Genomic DNA, 16,460 nt, shown 5'->3' on the forward strand with positions numbered 1-16,460 from the left:
CCCAGGAGCCACCAATGACCAACATCCTCCTCGTTACCTCTAGCCCACGCGGTCCTCAGAGCCTTTCGACCCGGTTTGCCCGTGACATTGCTGAAAGCCTCAATGCCCGTTCTGCCGGCACAATTGTCAAACGCGATCTTGGGGCGGCACCTCTGCCGCATATCACAGCAGCCTATATCGACGGCCGCATTGCGCCGCCCGCGACACGTACACCCGAACAGATCGAAGCCGTCAATCTCGCTCAAAGCCTCGTTGATGAGGTTCAGGCTGCCGAGGTGATTGTCATTGGCTCGGGCATGATCAACTTCGGCCCGCCGACGCAGCTCAAGGCTTGGTTTGACTATATCACCTGGCCTGGCGTCACCTTTCGCTACGACGCAACCGGTCTGATGGGATTGTTGCCAGCCAAGAAAGTCTATCTCGTGACGGCAACCGGCGGCGTCTTTTCGGAAGGCAAGAATGTCCCGTTCGACTTCCAGACCACCTATCTCGCGCATCTTCTCGGTTTTATCGGACTGACGGATATCGAAGTGGTCCGCGTGGAAGGAACACTCGTAAGCCCGGACGCAGCCAAGGCTGCGATCGCCTCCACCGAAGCACAGATCCGGGCTGCACTAGAGCGTGCCGCCTGACCCACAAACCATCAGTCCGCTACCCGAGAAATCGGCGAATGGCCTGATGCCAGCGGGTATGGCGATGGTAGGTCCGCACCGAGTCAGCTCGCGACAACGCACGCAGAGTGTTGCCGCAATCCGGCCATCCAAAGTGCTCTAAGAATTTGGTGGCGTACCTCACTCCACGAAAAAGCCCGCGCGGCAATGCCGGCGGGCTCATATCCGGTTCGAAGGCGAACCGTGATTATTTCACGAGGTTGCGCTTGGCGAGCGTGCGCAGGCGCAGCGCATTGAGCTTGATGAAGCCGGCCGCATCCTTCTGGTCGTAGGCGCCCTGATCGTCCTCGAATGTGACGAGCTTGTCGGAATAGAGCGACTTTTCGCTTTCGCGGCCGATGACCATGACATTGCCCTTGTAGAGCTTCAGCGTCACTTCGCCTTCGACATGCTCCTGGCTCTTGTCGATCAGCGCCTGCAGCATCTCGCGCTCCGGCGAGAACCAGAAGCCGTAATAGATCAGCTCGGCATAGCGCGGCATGATGTCGTCCTTGAGATGGGCGGCACCGCGGTCGAGCGTGATCGATTCGATGGCGCGATGCGCCGTAAGCAGGATGGTGCCGCCTGGCGTCTCGTAGACGCCGCGCGACTTCATGCCGACAAAGCGGTTCTCGACGAGGTCGAGACGGCCGATGCCGTTGTCGCGGCCATAATTGTTGAGCGCAGCCAGGAGCGTCGCTGGGCTCATGCGCACGCCGTTGATCGAAACCGCATCACCCTTTTCGAAGCCGACCTTGATGGTCGTTGCCTTGTCGGGTGCGGCCTCAGGCGAAATGGTGCGCATATGCACATATTCAGGCGCCTCCTGGGAGGGGTCCTCGAGAACCTTACCCTCGGAAGAGGAATGCAGAAGGTTGGCGTCGACCGAGAACGGCGCCTCGCCCATCTTGTCCTTGGCAACAGGGATCTGATGCTGTTCGGCAAAGGCCAGCAGATCGGTGCGGCTCTTGAACGCCCAGTCGCGCCACGGGGCGATGATCTTGATGTCGGGGTTCAGGGCATAGGCGGACAGTTCGAAACGGACCTGGTCGTTGCCCTTGCCGGTCGCGCCGTGGGCGATCGCATCCGCACCCGTCTTGCGGGCGATGTCGATCAGATGCTTGGAAATCAACGGACGGGCGATCGAGGTGCCGAGCAGGTAGACGCCCTCGTAGACGGCATTGGCACGGAACATCGGGAAGACGAAATCGCGCACGAATTCTTCGCGCACATCCTCGATGTAGATCTCCTTGATGCCGAGCATCTCGGCCTTCTTGCGCGCCGGCTCCAGCTCTTCGCCCTGGCCGAGATCGGCGGTGAAGGTGACGACTTCGGCGCCGAGCTCCGTCTGCAGCCACTTCAGGATGATCGAGGTGTCGAGGCCGCCGGAATAGGCGAGAACGACTTTCTTCACGTCTTTGTATGATGCCATGATGATGAGGTCCGTTGCATAAAAGGCCGGCGAAAACCCGGTATCGCGGCACTTTTAGCGAGATTGGCGCGTGACGCAAGGCCACGTGCGACGGTGATGGTGCCGATACCGTTTGACAGCGCCAAAGCGGAGCCCATATTCGCCAGCGTCCGCAAATGCTCGAGGAGAGGCTGCCCGTGACGAATATTCAAGACATTTTCAAGAAATCCAATGTAGCCGTCATCACCGGCGGCGCCTCCGGCATCGGCCTTGCCGCGGCGAAATATTTCGCCGGACGCGGCATGAGCGTCGCCATCGCCGACCTCGGTAGCGATCGGCTGGCCGACGCCGCCAATGAGCTCAAGGCCATTGCCGGCGAGGAAAATGTGATGGCGGTCGAGACCGACGTCGCCAGCAGAGACTCGCTGGAAGCGCTCGAGCGCGCCGTGCTCCAGCGCTTCGGCCGTGTGCACGTGCTGATGAACAATGCCGGCATCGGCCCGGAAACTTCGATCTTCAGCCCGCAGGCGAACTGGGACAATATCTTCGCCGTCAACCTGATGGGCGTGATCAACGGCACGCGCACCTTCGGCCCGAAGATGCTGTCGCACGGCGAGCCGGGACTGATCATCAACACCGGCTCCAAGCAGGGCATCACCACTCCGCCCGGCAACCCCGCTTACAATATCTCCAAAGCTGGCGTGAAAGTCTTCACCGAAGCGTTGCAGCACGAGCTTCGCAACGTCGAAGGCGGAAAGATCTCCGCCCATCTTCTGATCCCCGGCTTCGTGTTCACCGGCCTCACCAAGGGCGACCGCGCGGAAAAACCGGCCGCGGCCTGGACAGCCGAGCAGACCGTCGATTTCATGGTCGAAAGCCTCGAACGCGGCGATTTCTATATTTTGTGCCCTGACAATGACGTGGCGCGTCCGATCGACGAGCGCCGCATGCTTTGGGCAGCCGGCGATATCGTCGAGAACCGCCCGCCGCTGTCGCGCTGGCACAAGGATTATGCCGACAAGTTCAAGGCCTTCCTCGAACAGAAGTAATCGGTACCATCAGAAGGTTTGATTGGTAATTTTCTGAAAGCCGAGTAGGAGATCGTCGGATCTTTCCGGCTTTCGGAGCGTGTCATGGATTTCCTGCCCAGCCTGCCGACCCTTCTCGCCTTTGCCGCCGCGACGCTGCTGCTTGCGGCGACCCCAGGCCCCGATATGACGCTGTCGATCAGCCGCGCGCTGGCCCAGGGCAAGAAGGCGGCGCTCTTCGTTGTCGTCGGCACCAGCCTCGGCATCGTCGTCCACACTATGCTGGTCGCTTTTGGCATTTCGGCGCTGATCACCGCCTCGCCGACCGCCTTCCTGATCCTGAAGACCGGCGGTGCCGCCTATCTGCTCTGGCTGGCGGTGCAGGCGATCCGGTTCGGTTCCAAGCTCACCGTCGCCAAGGTCGAGGAGCAGAAGGGCACCGCCCTTTCGAACATCTCGTCGGGCTTCTGGGTCAATCTTCTGAACCCCAAGGTCATCATCTTCTTCATGACCTTCCTGCCGCAATTCGTCAGCGCCGGCGATCCAGCCGTCACCCAAAAGCTGCTTTTCCTCGGCTTCTGCTTCATCCTGATCGGCATGCCGGTCAATGCCAGCGTCGTCTTTGCCGCCGACTGGCTGGCCTCCTGGCTGCAGAACAACAAAAAAGTGCTGCGCGGCATGGACTACACCTTCGCCGGCGTCTTCTCGATCTTTGCCGCGAAGATCCTGCTCACCCAATCGAGATAGCCGCGGTTGCGCAGCAATCCCGCGGTTGCGCAGCAATCCCGCGGTTGCGCAGCAATCCGCCGCGGTCGGCATATCGATCCGCCCCGCGGTCGGCATATCGATCCGCCCGCGGTCGGTTGATCGATCCGCCCGCGGTCGTGAACCAATCCGCCGCCAACGACACCAATATTCGCGAGACGCCACGCCGGAGCAGGCAGTGACCGCGAATTTCGTCGCCTTCCAAAATTATTCCATGCCTTTCGCGCGATTACTTGTGATCAACATATGATCGTAAGTCGACAATTGTGGCTAGGCCACGCCACCTTCGCTGCCCACATATCCTTTACGGCTCACGAAGAGCTGCCTTGAAAGGATAATTCCATGATTAGGTTCCGCAATATCATAACGGCAGGAGTTGTTGCGCTGACGTTTGCCGCCACCTCCCTGACAGCGACAACACCTGCCTTAGCGCATGGCGGCGAAGGCCATGGCGGTGGCGGCTTCTCGCGTGACGGCGGCCACTTCGGCGGTGGTGCGCATATGGGCGGCGGCAATTTCGCCGATCGCGGCTTCGGAGCGCATCATTTCGGCGGAGCCGGCCATTTTGGCGGACACCGCGACGGCCGTTTCGCCTTCCATGATAGAAATCGTCTGTTCTTCGGCGATGACGACTATGACCCGGAACAGTGCCAGCCGGAATGGCTCAACCAGTACGGCCATCGCGTGCTGGTGGAAGTCTGCTCTTGATGACGGTCCCACCGGCCTCTGAGGAGTCGTGAAACGATCAGCTGCCCGCTAACCGATCAGCCCGCTGTCGGCCTAGCCGATCAGCAGCGCATCGTCATCCAGCGTCTGGCCGCGCATCTTGCGGAACATTGCGATCAGATCCTCGACCTGCAATGTCCTGCGGCTGTCGCCGGCGACATCGAGCACGATCTCGCCGCCATGCAGCATCACGGTTCGGTGGCCATAATCGAGCGCCTGGCGCATTGAATGCGTCACCATCAGCGTCGTCAGCTTGCGCTCGGAAACGATCTTCTGGGTCAGGCCCATGATGAATTCCGCCATGCCGGGGTCAAGCGCCGCCGTATGTTCGTCGAGCAGCAGCACTTCCGAGCCCGCCAGCGTCGCCATGACGAGCGAGACGGCTTGGCGCTGTCCTCCGGAGAGCAGGTCCATGCGGTCCTTCATGCGGTTCTCCAGCCCGAGATTGAGCTCCGCGATCCTCTCACGAAAATGGTCGCGCCGTTTTGCGCCAAGCGCCGAAACAAATCCGCGCCGTTCGCCACGCCGTGCCGCAAGCGCCAGGTTCTCCTCGATCGACAAGGCACCGCAACTTCCGGTCAGCGGGTCCTGGAAAACACGGGCAACGAGCCCGGCGCGCGCCGCCGTCGTCTTGCGCGTCACGTCGGCATTGCCGATCAGCACCTGCCCCTCGCTGGCCAGCACATCGCCGGCGAGCACGCCGAGCAGCGTCGATTTGCCGGCACCGTTCGAGCCGATGACGGTAACGAAGGAGCCTTCCTCGATCGTCAGGCTGACACCCGAGAGAGCCTGCTTCTGCAGCGGCGTGCCGCGCCCGAAGACGACCTTGATGTTCTGGAGGTTGATCACGACGCGGCACCTCCGCGCAAACGGGGAAGGATGAGCGCCACGGTCACCAGCACGGCCGTGACGAAATTGAGGTCGGATGCCTGCAGGCCGATGACGTCGCTCGAAAGCGCCAGCTGGATCGCGATGCGATAAAGGATTGAGCCGAGCACGCAGCCGACGAGCGCAATCAGCAGACCGCGGCGCCCAAGCAGCGTCTCGCCGATGATGACGGCCGCCAGACCGACGACGATCGTGCCGACGCCTGAGGTGACGTCGGCAAAGCCGTTCGTCTGGGCAAATAGCGCGCCGCCGAGCGCCACCAGCGCGTTGGAGATCGCCATGCCGAGATAGATCTGCCGGCTGGTATCGACACCCTGCGCCCGCGCCATCCTTGCATTGGCGCCGGTCGCCCGCATTGCCAGCCCGGCATCACTCTCGAGGAAACGCCAGACCAGAATAAGGGCGATGATAACCAGAACACCGACGAAGAGCGGCCGCACGTAGAAATCGCGAAGGCCATGGCCGAAGAACGGGCTGATCATCGTGTCGGCATTGATGAGGGCGACATTGGGTTTGCCCATTACGCGCAGATTGACGGAAAACAGTGCAATCATCGTCAGGATCGAGGCAAGCAGATTGAGGATCTTGAAGCGCACGTTGAGCAGCGCCGTCACCATGCCGGCGGCGGCACCGGCCGCCATGGCGATCAGCGTCGCAAGCCAGGCATTGACGCCGGCAATGATCAGCACGGCCGTCACCGCCGCGCCAAGCGGAAAGGAGCCATCGACCGTCAGGTCGGGGAAATCCAGAACACGGAAGGCGAGATAGACCCCAAGGGCGACGAAGGAATAGACCAGTCCGAGTTCGACGGCCCCCCAGAATGCGATTTGGCTCAAGGCTTTCAGCCCCTTTTTTGTCCGTTCCGCCCGTCGCGAAACGGAGCCTTTTAATACAAACAGCCGCTCCCGTGCAAACGAGAGCGGCTGAATACGATGAAGGAGCTAGAAGTGCCGGCCAACTATTCGATGACTTTGTTGGCGCGGGAAAGCACGCTCTGCGGCAGGGTGACGCCCATTTTCTCGGCCGCCGCCTTGTTGACGACGAGATCGCTGCCGGCGGCAGTCTTGACCGCGATGTCGCCCGGGTTCTCGCCCTTCAGCACACGCACGACGATGTCGCCGGTCTGCTTGCCGACATCATAATAGTTGAAGCCGAGGGCGGCGATCGAACCGCGCGAAACCGAATCCGTATCGGCGGTAAAGAGCGGCAGCTTGCTCTCCTCGGCAACCGCGACAGCGCCTTCGAGCGCGGAGATGATGGTGTTGTCGGTTGGAATGTAGATCGCATCGGCGCGGCCGACGAGCGCACGCGCCGCACCCTGAACCTCGGCCGATTTGGTGGCGGCCGATTCGACCACCTTCAGGCCAGCCTTTTCGGCTTCAGCCTTCAACACGGCGAGCAGCGAAACGGAATTCGCCTCGCCGGAATTGTAGAGATAGCCGATGGTTTTCAAATCGGGCAGGATTTCCTTGATCAGCGCAAGGTGCTCGGCGACCGGCGACATATCGGAGAGGCCGGTGACGTTACCGCCTGGCTTGTCCATGTTCTTGACGAGTTGGGCGCCGAGCGGATCGGACACGGCCGTGAAGACGACAGGAATGTCGCGCGTCGAGGAAACGACGGCCTGGGCTGATGGCGTCGAGATCGGCACGATGACATTGGGCTCGTCGCCGGCAAACTGGCGGGCGATCTGGGCTGCCGTCGCTGGATTGCCCTGCGCCGATTCGAACACGAATTTCAGGTTTTCGCCTTCCTTGTAGCCGGCAGCCGTTAGCGCATCGAGAACGCCCTTGCGTGCCGCATCCAGCGCCGGATGTTCGACGATCGCCGTCACGGCGACGGTGACGTTATCGGCCTTTGCGGGCAGGGAAAGGGCCAAACTGGCGGCAAGAGCGAGTAAAATCGGGCGCATGGGGATCCTCCTGAATGATTTTGGGGGCACTTTTAGGAAAAGCGCCCCCTGAAATCAATCGCGGAGAATTGTAGCGAGGATCAAACTTGCTGATCAGTCGTCGGCGCCGTGATTGGCGATCATCATCGCCTCGAAGGCTAGACGTTCGGTCTTGCGCATGCGTTCCGATTCCGACTTCAGCTGGCCGCAGGCGGCAAGGATGTCGCGGCCGCGCGGCGTACGGATCGGCGAGGCATAACCTGCCGAATTGATGAAATCGGCGAACTTCTCGATCTGCTCCCAGTCGGAACACTGATAATTGGTGCCGGGCCAGGGATTGAACGGAATGAGGTTGATCTTCGCCGGCACGCCCTTCAGGAGCTTGATCAGCCCCTTGGCATCTTCGAGGCTGTCGTTGACATCCTTCAGCATCACATATTCGAAGGTGATGCGCCGCGCGTTCGAAAGGCCCGGATAAGTCCGGCAGGCTTCGATCAGTTCCTTCAGCGGGTACTTCTTGTTGATGGGCACCAGAATGTCGCGCAGATCGTCGCGCACCGCATGCAGCGAAATCGCCAGCATGACGCCGATTTCCTCGCCGGTCCGGAAGATCTCCGGCACGACGCCGGAGGTGGAAAGCGTCACACGGCGCCTGGACAGCGACAGACCGTCACCATCTGTTGCGATCAGCAATGCCTGCTTGACGGCATCGAAGTTATAGAGCGGCTCACCCATGCCCATCATGACGATGTTGCTGACCTTACGGCCCTCGGCAGGCATGATCGTACCCTGCGGCGCTTCACGGTCCGGGAAGTCCCCAAGCCGGTCGCGGGCAAGCAGCAGCTGCGAAAGAATTTCCTCCGCAGTCAGGTTGCGCACCAGACGCTGTGTCCCGGTATGACAGAAGGAACAGGTGAGCGTGCAGCCGACCTGGCTGGAAATACAGAGCGTCCCGCGGCCCTCTTCCGGAATGTAGACGGCCTCGATCTCGACGGGACGCCCGGCGCCGCGGGCGGGAAAGCGCAGCAGCCATTTGCGCGTGCCGTCGTTGGAAACCTGCTCCTCGACGATCTCGGGACGTTCGATGGTGAAATGCTGCTTCAGCATCTCCCGCATGTCCTTGGCGACATTCGTCATATGGTCGAAGTCGGAGACGCCGCGCACATAGATCCAGTTCCAGAGCTGCGAGACGCGCATCTTGATCTGCTTCTCGGCCACACCCTTTTCCCGCAGTGCCGCCCCCATTTCCTCGCGCGACAGGCCGATCAACGACGGCTTCTCGAGGCTGGCGGACGTGTGCGCCTGCGGCTTGGTGACAACGATCGCATCCATGACGGACATAGGCATTCATCCCGAATTCAAACATGTGGCTGCTCCTCGCAACCCCGCGGACTTCAGCGGTAAGCCGGAAGACCTGCGGGCGCATGACAGCACATCGGCAGAAGTTGAATGGCGGAACGGCGACTGAAATCGCGATCTGTCCGCTGTTGGCGCCGGCTTTAGCATCATTTTGCCCGCGCGTCACCATAGATGGAAACGGCATGGGCCGGCGCAAGGCCGGCCCATGAAAATCTTCGGCCAAAAGGACCGCTTATTTGCAGGTTTCGATCTGCTTCAGCGCAGCCGAGATACCCGAGAGAGAATAGCTGTAGGAGGTGCCGGTGCCCTTGCGCGAAACGGCATTGACCGTCATCGAATGACCGGTCTTCATCGCGGCGACGAGGGCCGGCTCCTGCGCCGCGTTCTCGACCCAGCCGGCCTTGTCCTTGGTGAACATCACGAAAGTCTTGTTGTCGATGACGACGTTGATCTTCGAACTTTCCTTGACCGTGTAGCCCATCATCGCCTGCGGCTCGTAGGAGATGTTTTGGCCCGGTCTCTGAGAGACGATGAAGAAATTGTCGCCGTGGTCGACGCTTGCCGGCTGCTTTGCCGTCGGAACGGACAGCACATAGCAGACGGTGCTGTTGCCCGACTTGTAGGAGTAGGCGCCCCATGCCTGGAACTGCTGGATGCGGTTCGGCGCGGCCTGCTGCGCTGTCGCAACTCCGGCCATAACAAGGGTGAGTGCGAGAGCGGATACGATACTTTTTACAAACATGGATTCCTGCCGGTTCTTGCGATTCAAGGCCCGAAGCGATCATAGCGGGCGCCGCATAATCACGATCTGCTTTATTTTGACTTAATTCAGGTTACCAAATGGTCAACAATAGCTGCGATTTGTATCTGCCTGTGTCATTTCAGCTCGGGTGTCAATTTTCGTCCCTTTGACGGTATCGCCCGCGACACCGTGCCCCAATGGCACTGGCCGTCCGTTCGGCTGAATTTAAGACACAAAGATTCAGGCAAGAGTTTGACCTTTCCCAAATCCGTTGTACCTCAGTAAGACTCGGAAATCCGGGACGAAATTATTGCCGCAGGGGGCTGGTGAGGGGATATGGATGCCGAGGAAAGACAGCGTTTCGCTGCCCTCGCGAAGGCCGTCGCGGACGATCGCGACCAGCAGGCCTTTTCCATCCTGTTCGACTATTTCGCACCCCGCCTAAAGGCCTGGCTGATACGCCAGAGGATGACATCAGGCGAGGCTGAGGAACTGGTCCAGGAGATCATGATCGTGCTCTGGCACAAGGCAGACCTCTACGATGCCACGCGATCTTCCCTCTCGACCTGGCTTTTCCGCATTGCCCGCAACCGCCGCATCGACATGCAGCGCCGCGCCAACACCCGCATCTTCGATGAGACTGATCCGGCCCTGCAGCCGCCGGCCGATATCGGCGCGGAAGAAATCATCGCCAATGACGATCGCGACGCCAAGATACGCGCCGCCGTCGGCCAATTGCCGGAGGAACAGCGCGACATGCTACGCGCCGCCTTCTTCCTCGGTCAATCGCATTCGGAGATCGCCGAAGCGACCGGTCTCCCGCTCGGCACGATAAAATCGCGTATCCGGCTTGCCTTCGGCAAGCTTCGCAAGGTGCTGGAACGCGAAATCGCCTGATGCAATGTGCCCAAAGGACGCAGCGCTTTGGGGATGATGACACGCATGAAACAAGCTGTCGCACACCGGTTGGACGCGACACACGTTAAATCGTCTTCATCGCTTCTTCCGGCCGATCAGCGAGAACGCGGTCGGCTGCTTCGTAGTGGCCTGGCCGGATGTGGCCGCGCACCATGGCGAAGGCCGCCGAAAGCACGGCGATGTCGTCGGAAAAGCCGATGACGGCGAAAATATCCGGGATCATGTCGACCGGCATGACGAAATAGGCGAGTGCTGCAAGGAGCACGCCCCGCACCTTCGTCGGCGTCTGCGGATCGAGCGCGCAATAGAAACCGGCGACGACATCGCGCGAGAACGGGATCTGCCGCACCGCCCGCCGGAAAGTCGGCCAGAATTTCTGCCTGACTGTTTTCTCGCGCCGGCTCCGGGTGTCCTCGTCGCCCGGCAACAGGATTTCCCCGAATTTGACCTCGTCCATCCCTGCATCCCTTTTGTCCATGCGAACATATGGTGACGGCGCCCAGTCTTTCAATCGGCCCCTTTCAATCGGCCCCGTTTTCAATCAACACGACGCGCCGCAGCCTTCTCCATGGCTTTGGCGAGCTTGAAATCCAACTCCGTCAGCCCGCCCGCATCATGCGTGTTCAGCGTCACATCCACCCTGGAATAGACGTTGAACCATTCGGGATGATGGTTGAGCTTCTCGGCCGCAAGCGCTGCCTCGGTCATGAAGCCGAAAGCCTCGACGAAATTTGCGAACTTGAACGTCTTCGATATCGAAGAGCCCGCATCATTGAGCGCCCAGCCCGAAAGCTCGGTCAGCTCAGCCTCAACCGCCGTCCGTTCCAGTCTTTCCATTTTCATGCCATGCTCCTCTTCTCTGTCGACAGGTTACCGATGAAACGCATCAGCATCCTCTTCGTTTGCATGGGCAATATATGCCGTTCTCCGCTCGCGCAGGGAATTTTTGGCCATCTCATCGCCGAGGCAGGCTTGACCGGCGATTTTACGATCGCTTCCGCCGGCACCGGCGGCTGGCATGAAGGCGAGCCGCCCGACCGGCGTTCGATCGCCACCGCGAAAAGCCACGGCATCGACATATCGGGACAGCGCGCCCGGCGCATTCAGCCGAGAGATTTCAGGGATTTCGATCTGATTCTCGCCATGGACCGCCACAATCTGGCGGTGCTCGAAAAGAGCGCGCCGCATGGGGCGAATATCCACCTTTTCGGTGATATCGCGCTGGGAACGGGAGAGGATATCCCCGATCCCTATTATGGCGGCCCTGAAGGTTTCGAGCTGGTCTACACCAGGCTCTTGACCGGCTGCTGCAGGCTGCTCGAAACGCTGGGCGCCGAGCGCACCTCGTGCAGCGGGAATACTTCCTCGGTGAGGTAAGGCCCGCCGCCAACTGATTCGCGCGACGAAAGCAGCACGAAGCGCGGTGCGGTGAAGGTTGCGGTGTGGAAGTTGCCGCGTCCCGCCAGATATTGCACGACATCGTCGAGCCGCGAGGATTTGAGCCGCGCCAGCGTTACATGCGGCATGAATTTGCGGGGATCCGGCGGCAGGCCGATGCGCTGGCAGATGCGCTCTATCTCGCCCTGCAGGGCATACATCTCAGGCGATTGCGAGACGCCGGCCCAGACCGAATGCGGTTTCTTCGAGCCAAACGAACCGATGCCTTCAAGCCGGAACTGGAATTCCGGCCGGTCGATCCGGTCGAGGCGTTCAACGATTTCATCGGCCGTCCGGCCATCGACATCACCGATGAAGCGCAGAGTGATGTGGTAATTTTCCACATCGATCCACCGTGCTCCGGGGAGGCCACCGCGCAGCAATGAAAGACTCATCGCCGCATTGCGCGGAATTTCGAGGGCGGTAAACAGTCTCGGCATCACGAGCACTCCCCGAATCTTTTGCAGGTGCTCACACGGAATCATGCAATCAACAACCGCGCAAGCCCCTAATTCTTCACAGAAGAAATCGCTTCGACGAAATTTGTGACAGCAGGCTCCATCTTTTCGACCATGACGTCGACCCCTCTCGCATTCGGATGCATACCGTCGTCGAGCTTCAACCCCGCCTCCAGCGCAACGCCGTCGAGGAAGAAGGCATAGAGTGGAAGCCCATGTTTTTCCGAGAGTTTCTGGTAGATCGGGTTGAATCGTCCGGCATAATCCGCCCCCATGTTCGGCGGCGCCATCATGCCGGCGAGCAGTACGGCAATGCCGCGTTCCTTCAGCCGGATAATCATCTGGTCGAGATTCTTCTCGCTCTCCTCCGGCGGGATACCGCGCAACGCATCATTGGCGCCAAGCTCCAGAATGACCCCATCGGTGCCGTCGGGTACCGACCAGTCGATGCGCGCAAGACCCCCTGTCGTCGTGTCTCCGGAAACCCCGGCATTGGCGATAGTGACGTCGAGGCCCTTCGCCTTCAGGGCCGCCTGCAGCTTTTCGGGAAAGCCGTCGCCGGGCGGCAGCTGATAGCCCGCCATCAAACTGTCCCCAAAACCGACGAGATTGATCGTCCGGGCATCGGCTGCAGTGGCAAAGATCAGCGAGACGGCGATGACGGTGAATTGAAGGGCGGCAACTTTAAATCTCATCGTGTCTTCCCTAGATTGGCGAAGTGCTGTCATGCGGCCATTCGATTACGAACTTTATATAGGGCGATTCCTGTTGGCAAAAACCATTATCGAGTTGAAGAGCGCCGATCTGACCCTTGGCAGCGCAGCCGCGTCCGTCCATGTGCTGAAGGGCATCGATCTCGATATCGCTGCCGGCGAATCCGTCGGCATCGTCGGCCCTTCCGGTTCCGGCAAATCCACCTTGCTGATGGTGCTTGCCGGGCTGGAGAAACTCGACAGCGGTGAAATCAACATCAATGACACGCCACTCCATAGTCTCAGCGAGGACCAGGTTGCCGATTTCCGCGGCCGCAACATCGGCATCGTCTTCCAGTCCTTCCACCTGATCGCCAACATGACGGCGCTGGAAAACGTCGCCGTGCCGCTCGAACTCGCCAATGTCGGCAACGCCTTCGAGATCGCTCATCGCGAGCTGAAATCGGTCGGCCTCGGCGAACGGCTGAACCACTATCCCGGTCAGCTTTCCGGCGGTGAACAGCAGCGCGTGGCAATCGCCAGGGCGCTCGCCCCATCGCCGGCCCTGCTGATCGCCGATGAGCCGACCGGCAATCTCGACACCGAGACCGGCCGCCAGATCGCCGATCTTCTGTTCTCCAAGCAGGCTGAACGCGGCACGACCCTGCTTCTCGTCACCCATGACGTCTCGCTCGCAAACCGGTGCTCGCGCCAGATTCGCGTCCGCTCCGGCCGAATCGAAGGCGACAGCGCCGCCCGCCGCAGCGAAGCGGCGATCGCATGAGGATCATCACGCCACGCGTTTCGTTGGCTTTTCGACTGGCGCTGCGCGAGCTGCGCGGCGGCGTCCGCGGCTTCTACATCTTCCTTGCCTGCATCGCGCTCGGCACCAGCGCGATTGCCGCCGTCAATTCCGTTTCGCAGTCGATCACCGACACGATCGCCTCGCAGGGACAGGAACTGCTGGCCGGCGATGTCCGCTTCGAACTCAACAACCGCGAAGCCACGCCTCAGGAAATCGGTTTCCTCGAAGGCCTCGGCACCGTTTCGCTGTCGACAGGCCTGCGCTCGATGGCGCGCAAACCTGACGGTTCCGATCAGGCGCTGGTAGAGGTCAAGGCCGTCGACGACGCCTACCCGCTCTACGGCAAGTTCGTGACCGAGCCGGACTATCCGCTTGCAGCACTGCTTTCGGGCCAAGGCGGCACCTATGGTGCGGTCGCAGCCCCCCTCCTTCTCGATCGGCTTGGGCTTGCGATCGGAGACGAATTGCTGCTCGGCAACGTCAAGCTCAGCATCACCGGTACGGTGAAAACCGAGCCGGATGCACTGTCGGAAGGTTTCGGCTTTGCGCCTCGTCTGCTCGTCAGCCGCCAGGCGCTCCAAGCCTCCGGGCTGATCCAGACTGGGAGCCTGGTCGAGCATGCCTACAAGATCCGGCTGGACGACAAGGGCGCGATGTCGGGCATCCAGGCGCGCGCCTCCAAGGAGTTCCCCTCCGCCGGCTGGGCGATCCGCACAAGCGACCGCGCCGCGCCCTCGCTCACCGAAAACATCACCCGCTTCTCGCAGTTCCTGACGCTGGTCGGCCTCACGGCGCTGATCGTCGGTGGCGTCGGTGTCGCCAATGCCGTGCGCGCCTTCCTCGATTCCAAACGCACCACCATCGCCACCTTCAAATGTCTCGGCGCGCCGGCGCAGGTCGTCGTTCTGATCTATCTCTTCCAGATCGCCATCATCGCTCTCGGCGGCATCCTGATCGGCCTCGTCATCGGCGCCCTGTCGCCGGTGCTTGCCGCGCAGTTCCTGGCGCAATTCCTGCCGGTCTCGACGGCGCCGGCCCTCTATCCCGGCGCGCTGCTGCTCGCCACGCTCTTCGGCATTCTGACGACGCTCGCCTTCGCCATCCTGCCGCTCGGCCATGCCCGCGAAGTGCCGGCGACGGCACTCTTCCGCGAGCAGGGCTTCGAAGCCCGCCGCCTGCCCTCCTGGCCCTACATCCTGCTTGCCGCCCTGTTCATGGCCGGCCTTGCCGGGCTTGCCATTCTCACCGCCTATGACCGCTTTATCGCCGTCGTCTTCGTCGGGGCGATCGTCTTCGCCTTCGTCGTCCTGCGCCTGGTCGCCGCGCTGATCGCCTGGCTCGCGCGCCGCAGCCCACGCGTCAATTCGCCGGCGCTGCGGCTTGCGATCGGCAACATCCATCGTCCCGGCGCACTGACGCCCTCAGTCGTGCTCTCGCTCGGCCTTGGCCTGGCATTGCTGGTGACGCTGACCCTGATCGACGGGAACCTGCGCCAGCAGCTGACCGGCCGCATGAACGAGGGTGCGCCGAACTTCTTCTTCGTCGATATCCAGAGCGTCGAGGTCGGCGCCTTCCGCGATCTCGTCCAAGGCCAGGCACCGAAGGGCAAACTCGTCGAAGTGCCGATGCTGCGCGGCCGGATCATCGCCTTCAACGGCGAGGACGTCACCAAGATGAACGTGCCGGCGGCCGGCCGCTGGGTGCTGAACGGCGATCGCGGCATCACCTATGCCGAAACCCTGCCGGAGAACGCCGCCCTCACCGAAGGCAAATGGTGGGACAAGGATTACAGCGGCGAGCCGCTCGTCTCCTTCTCCTCGGAAGAGGCGCATGAACTCGGCCTCAAGCTCGGCGATAAGGTGACCGTCAACGTGCTCGGCCGCAACATCACGGCGAAGATCGCCAATCTGCGCCGCGTCGAGTGGGAATCACTGTCGATCAATTTCGTCATGGTTTTCTCGCCGAATACCTTCCGCGGCGCCCCGCATGCGTGGCTGGCGACGCTGACCGATCCCTCCTCGACACCGGCCGAAGATGCGGCGATCCTGAAATCGGTCACCAACACCTATCCGACGATCACCAGTGTGCGCGTCAAGGACGCGATCGATATCGTCAACCAGCTGGTCGCACAGCTGGCGACCGCAATCCGCGCTGCGGCCTCGGTCGCCCTGATCGCCTCGATCCTCGTCCTTGCCGGCGCGCTTGCCGCCGGAAACCGGGCGCGCACCCACGACGCGGTGGTGCTGAAGACGCTCGGTGCCACGCGCGCCATGCTGATCCGCGCCTTCAGCTACGAATATCTGATCCTCGGCCTCGCGACTGCGATCTTCGCGCTGATCGCCGGCAGCGCCGCCGCTTGGTTCATCGTCGCCCGCATCATGCGTCTGCCCTCGGCCTTTCTGCCCGACGTGGCGGGACTGACGCTGGTGACCGCGCTCGTCCTGACCGTCGGCATCGGCCTCATCGGCACCTGGCGCATCCTCGGACAGAAGGCAGCCCCCGTCTTGCGCGAGCTTTGACCGGGCAACGGCACCCAAACCCTTCACCTTACGGCGATTTAACCGACCGAGTCTATGCAAGCCTCTTGTTTGCAAAGGGCGAAAGCCTCATATTATCCGCAGGCATGCTGGAGCTCCGCAGCGGCGCCCGGGTCGAAAACCCCGACACCGTATTTCCATCGGAGCTTGTAA

At 61.3% G+C, this 16,460-nt stretch carries 18 protein-coding genes; 8 read left to right on the top strand and 10 right to left on the bottom strand.

The annotated features are described in order from the left end of the window. The first annotated feature begins 14 nt into the window (after window positions 1-14). Entirely contained in the window at window positions 15-632 is a 618-nt protein-coding gene (locus RWK44_RS03180; protein WP_221946069.1) for an FMN-dependent NADH-azoreductase, read from the top strand. A 226-nt stretch (window positions 633-858) separates the two neighbouring features. Here the strand turns inward: RWK44_RS03180 and RWK44_RS03185 are convergent, their stop codons facing one another. Next, on the bottom strand, window positions 859-2,082 hold the full coding sequence (locus RWK44_RS03185) for an argininosuccinate synthase (protein WP_168283343.1): 1,224 nt from the start codon (window positions 2,080-2,082) through the stop codon (window positions 859-861). Between the two features lie 176 nt (window positions 2,083-2,258). On the opposite strand from RWK44_RS03185, the gene RWK44_RS03190 reads away from it, so the two are divergent. From RWK44_RS03190 to RWK44_RS03200, 3 genes are all read left to right on the top strand, one after another. Continuing rightward, complete coding sequence (locus RWK44_RS03190) at window positions 2,259-3,110, top strand: SDR family NAD(P)-dependent oxidoreductase (RefSeq protein WP_316028352.1); 852 nt, start codon at window positions 2,259-2,261, stop codon at window positions 3,108-3,110. Window positions 3,111-3,194: 84 nt separating this feature from the next. Beyond that, window positions 3,195-3,836: a LysE family translocator gene (locus RWK44_RS03195; RefSeq protein WP_131640836.1), complete on the top strand. Its 642-nt coding sequence runs from the start codon at window positions 3,195-3,197 to the stop codon at window positions 3,834-3,836. Window positions 3,837-4,196: 360 nt separating this feature from the next. Then, complete coding sequence (locus tag RWK44_RS03200) at window positions 4,197-4,562, top strand: hypothetical protein (protein ID WP_131663177.1); 366 nt, start codon at window positions 4,197-4,199, stop codon at window positions 4,560-4,562. Window positions 4,563-4,634: 72 nt separating this feature from the next. Here the strand turns inward: RWK44_RS03200 and RWK44_RS03205 are convergent, their stop codons facing one another. The 5 genes from RWK44_RS03205 to RWK44_RS03225 form a co-directional block, all read right to left on the bottom strand. Then, window positions 4,635-5,429, bottom strand: a complete 795-nt coding sequence (locus RWK44_RS03205; RefSeq protein WP_168283341.1) for an ABC transporter ATP-binding protein — start codon at window positions 5,427-5,429, stop codon at window positions 4,635-4,637. Continuing rightward, the gene (locus RWK44_RS03210; RefSeq protein WP_316028353.1) at window positions 5,426-6,304 is read right to left on the bottom strand and encodes an ABC transporter permease; all 879 of its coding nucleotides are present in this window, start codon (window positions 6,302-6,304) and stop codon (window positions 5,426-5,428) included. The genes RWK44_RS03205 and RWK44_RS03210 overlap by 4 nt, the downstream gene beginning before the upstream one ends. Before the next feature lie 122 nt (window positions 6,305-6,426). After that, a complete protein-coding gene (locus tag RWK44_RS03215; RefSeq protein WP_168283339.1) occupies window positions 6,427-7,380 on the bottom strand; it encodes an ABC transporter substrate-binding protein in 954 nt (317 codons plus the stop codon). Between the two features lie 93 nt (window positions 7,381-7,473). Then, entirely contained in the window at window positions 7,474-8,700 is a 1,227-nt protein-coding gene (gene rlmN, locus RWK44_RS03220) for a 23S rRNA (adenine(2503)-C(2))-methyltransferase RlmN (RefSeq protein WP_131663173.1), read from the bottom strand. Between the two features lie 250 nt (window positions 8,701-8,950). Next, window positions 8,951-9,460, bottom strand: coding sequence for an invasion associated locus B family protein (locus RWK44_RS03225; RefSeq protein WP_011653884.1), 510 nt, complete (start codon window positions 9,458-9,460; stop codon window positions 8,951-8,953). Window positions 9,461-9,796: 336 nt separating this feature from the next. On the opposite strand from RWK44_RS03225, the gene RWK44_RS03230 reads away from it, so the two are divergent. After that, a complete protein-coding gene (locus RWK44_RS03230; protein ID WP_168283337.1) occupies window positions 9,797-10,357 on the top strand; it encodes a sigma-70 family RNA polymerase sigma factor in 561 nt (186 codons plus the stop codon). An 85-nt stretch (window positions 10,358-10,442) separates the two neighbouring features. Here the strand turns inward: RWK44_RS03230 and RWK44_RS03235 are convergent, their stop codons facing one another. Together RWK44_RS03235 and RWK44_RS03240 are read right to left on the bottom strand one after the other, a co-directional pair. Next, complete coding sequence (locus RWK44_RS03235) at window positions 10,443-10,835, bottom strand: YkvA family protein (protein ID WP_027666926.1); 393 nt, start codon at window positions 10,833-10,835, stop codon at window positions 10,443-10,445. 80 nt (window positions 10,836-10,915) lie between these two features. Then, window positions 10,916-11,221 carry a 4a-hydroxytetrahydrobiopterin dehydratase gene (locus RWK44_RS03240; RefSeq protein WP_020052026.1) on the bottom strand — a complete coding sequence of 102 codons (306 nt, stop codon included), beginning with the start codon at window positions 11,219-11,221 and terminating at the stop codon, window positions 10,916-10,918. A 33-nt stretch (window positions 11,222-11,254) separates the two neighbouring features. On the opposite strand from RWK44_RS03240, the gene RWK44_RS03245 reads away from it, so the two are divergent. After that, on the top strand, window positions 11,255-11,755 hold the full coding sequence (locus RWK44_RS03245; protein ID WP_168283336.1) for a low molecular weight protein-tyrosine-phosphatase: 501 nt from the start codon (window positions 11,255-11,257) through the stop codon (window positions 11,753-11,755). Here the strand turns inward: RWK44_RS03245 and thpR are convergent. Together thpR and RWK44_RS03255 are read right to left on the bottom strand one after the other, a co-directional pair. Then, window positions 11,662-12,255 (bottom strand): RNA 2',3'-cyclic phosphodiesterase, encoded by a 594-nt coding sequence (gene thpR, locus RWK44_RS03250; protein ID WP_026158922.1) that lies wholly within the window; start codon window positions 12,253-12,255, stop codon window positions 11,662-11,664. The two genes, RWK44_RS03245 and thpR, sit on opposite strands and share 94 nt — an antisense overlap. A 68-nt stretch (window positions 12,256-12,323) precedes the next feature. Then, the gene (locus tag RWK44_RS03255; protein WP_221986133.1) at window positions 12,324-12,968 is read right to left on the bottom strand and encodes an arylesterase; all 645 of its coding nucleotides are present in this window, start codon (window positions 12,966-12,968) and stop codon (window positions 12,324-12,326) included. Between the two features lie 73 nt (window positions 12,969-13,041). Between RWK44_RS03255 and RWK44_RS03260 the strand changes: the two genes are divergently transcribed. After that, window positions 13,042-13,749 (top strand): ABC transporter ATP-binding protein, encoded by a 708-nt coding sequence (locus RWK44_RS03260; RefSeq protein ID WP_026265496.1) that lies wholly within the window; start codon window positions 13,042-13,044, stop codon window positions 13,747-13,749. Then, entirely contained in the window at window positions 13,746-16,289 is a 2,544-nt protein-coding gene (locus RWK44_RS03265) for an ABC transporter permease (RefSeq protein ID WP_316028354.1), read from the top strand. Before RWK44_RS03260 ends, RWK44_RS03265 begins: the two co-directional genes overlap by 4 nt. The last annotated feature ends 171 nt before the right edge of the window (window positions 16,290-16,460 follow it).

It is taken from the genome of Rhizobium sp. 25PS6 (assembly GCF_032464655.1).
Taxonomy (GTDB): Bacteria; Pseudomonadota; Alphaproteobacteria; order Rhizobiales; family Rhizobiaceae; genus Rhizobium; species Rhizobium laguerreae.

Bases quoted from the DNA above. Each gene is read 5' to 3' on its own strand.
- RWK44_RS03235 (WP_027666926.1), bottom strand. From the start codon at position 10,835: ATGGACGAGGTCAAATTCGGGGAAATCCTGTTGCCGGGCGACGAGGAC.
- RWK44_RS03180 (WP_221946069.1), top strand. From the start codon at position 15: ATGACCAACATCCTCCTCGTTACCTCTAGCCCACGCGGTCCTCAGAGC.
- RWK44_RS03225 (WP_011653884.1), bottom strand. From the start codon at position 9,460: ATGTTTGTAAAAAGTATCGTATCCGCTCTCGCACTCACCCTTGTTATG.
- RWK44_RS03245 (WP_168283336.1), top strand. From the start codon at position 11,255: ATGAAACGCATCAGCATCCTCTTCGTTTGCATGGGCAATATATGCCGT.
- RWK44_RS03195 (WP_131640836.1), top strand. From the start codon at position 3,195: ATGGATTTCCTGCCCAGCCTGCCGACCCTTCTCGCCTTTGCCGCCGCG.
- RWK44_RS03255 (WP_221986133.1), bottom strand. From the start codon at position 12,968: ATGAGATTTAAAGTTGCCGCCCTTCAATTCACCGTCATCGCCGTCTCG.
- RWK44_RS03240 (WP_020052026.1), bottom strand. From the start codon at position 11,221: ATGAAAATGGAAAGACTGGAACGGACGGCGGTTGAGGCTGAGCTGACC.
- RWK44_RS03265 (WP_316028354.1), top strand. From the start codon at position 13,746: ATGAGGATCATCACGCCACGCGTTTCGTTGGCTTTTCGACTGGCGCTG.
- thpR (WP_026158922.1), bottom strand. From the start codon at position 12,255: ATGCCGAGACTGTTTACCGCCCTCGAAATTCCGCGCAATGCGGCGATG.
- RWK44_RS03215 (WP_168283339.1), bottom strand. From the start codon at position 7,380: ATGCGCCCGATTTTACTCGCTCTTGCCGCCAGTTTGGCCCTTTCCCTG.
- rlmN (WP_131663173.1), bottom strand. From the start codon at position 8,700: ATGTCCGTCATGGATGCGATCGTTGTCACCAAGCCGCAGGCGCACACG.
- RWK44_RS03230 (WP_168283337.1), top strand. From the start codon at position 9,797: ATGGATGCCGAGGAAAGACAGCGTTTCGCTGCCCTCGCGAAGGCCGTC.
- RWK44_RS03185 (WP_168283343.1), bottom strand. From the start codon at position 2,082: ATGGCATCATACAAAGACGTGAAGAAAGTCGTTCTCGCCTATTCCGGC.
- RWK44_RS03200 (WP_131663177.1), top strand. From the start codon at position 4,197: ATGATTAGGTTCCGCAATATCATAACGGCAGGAGTTGTTGCGCTGACG.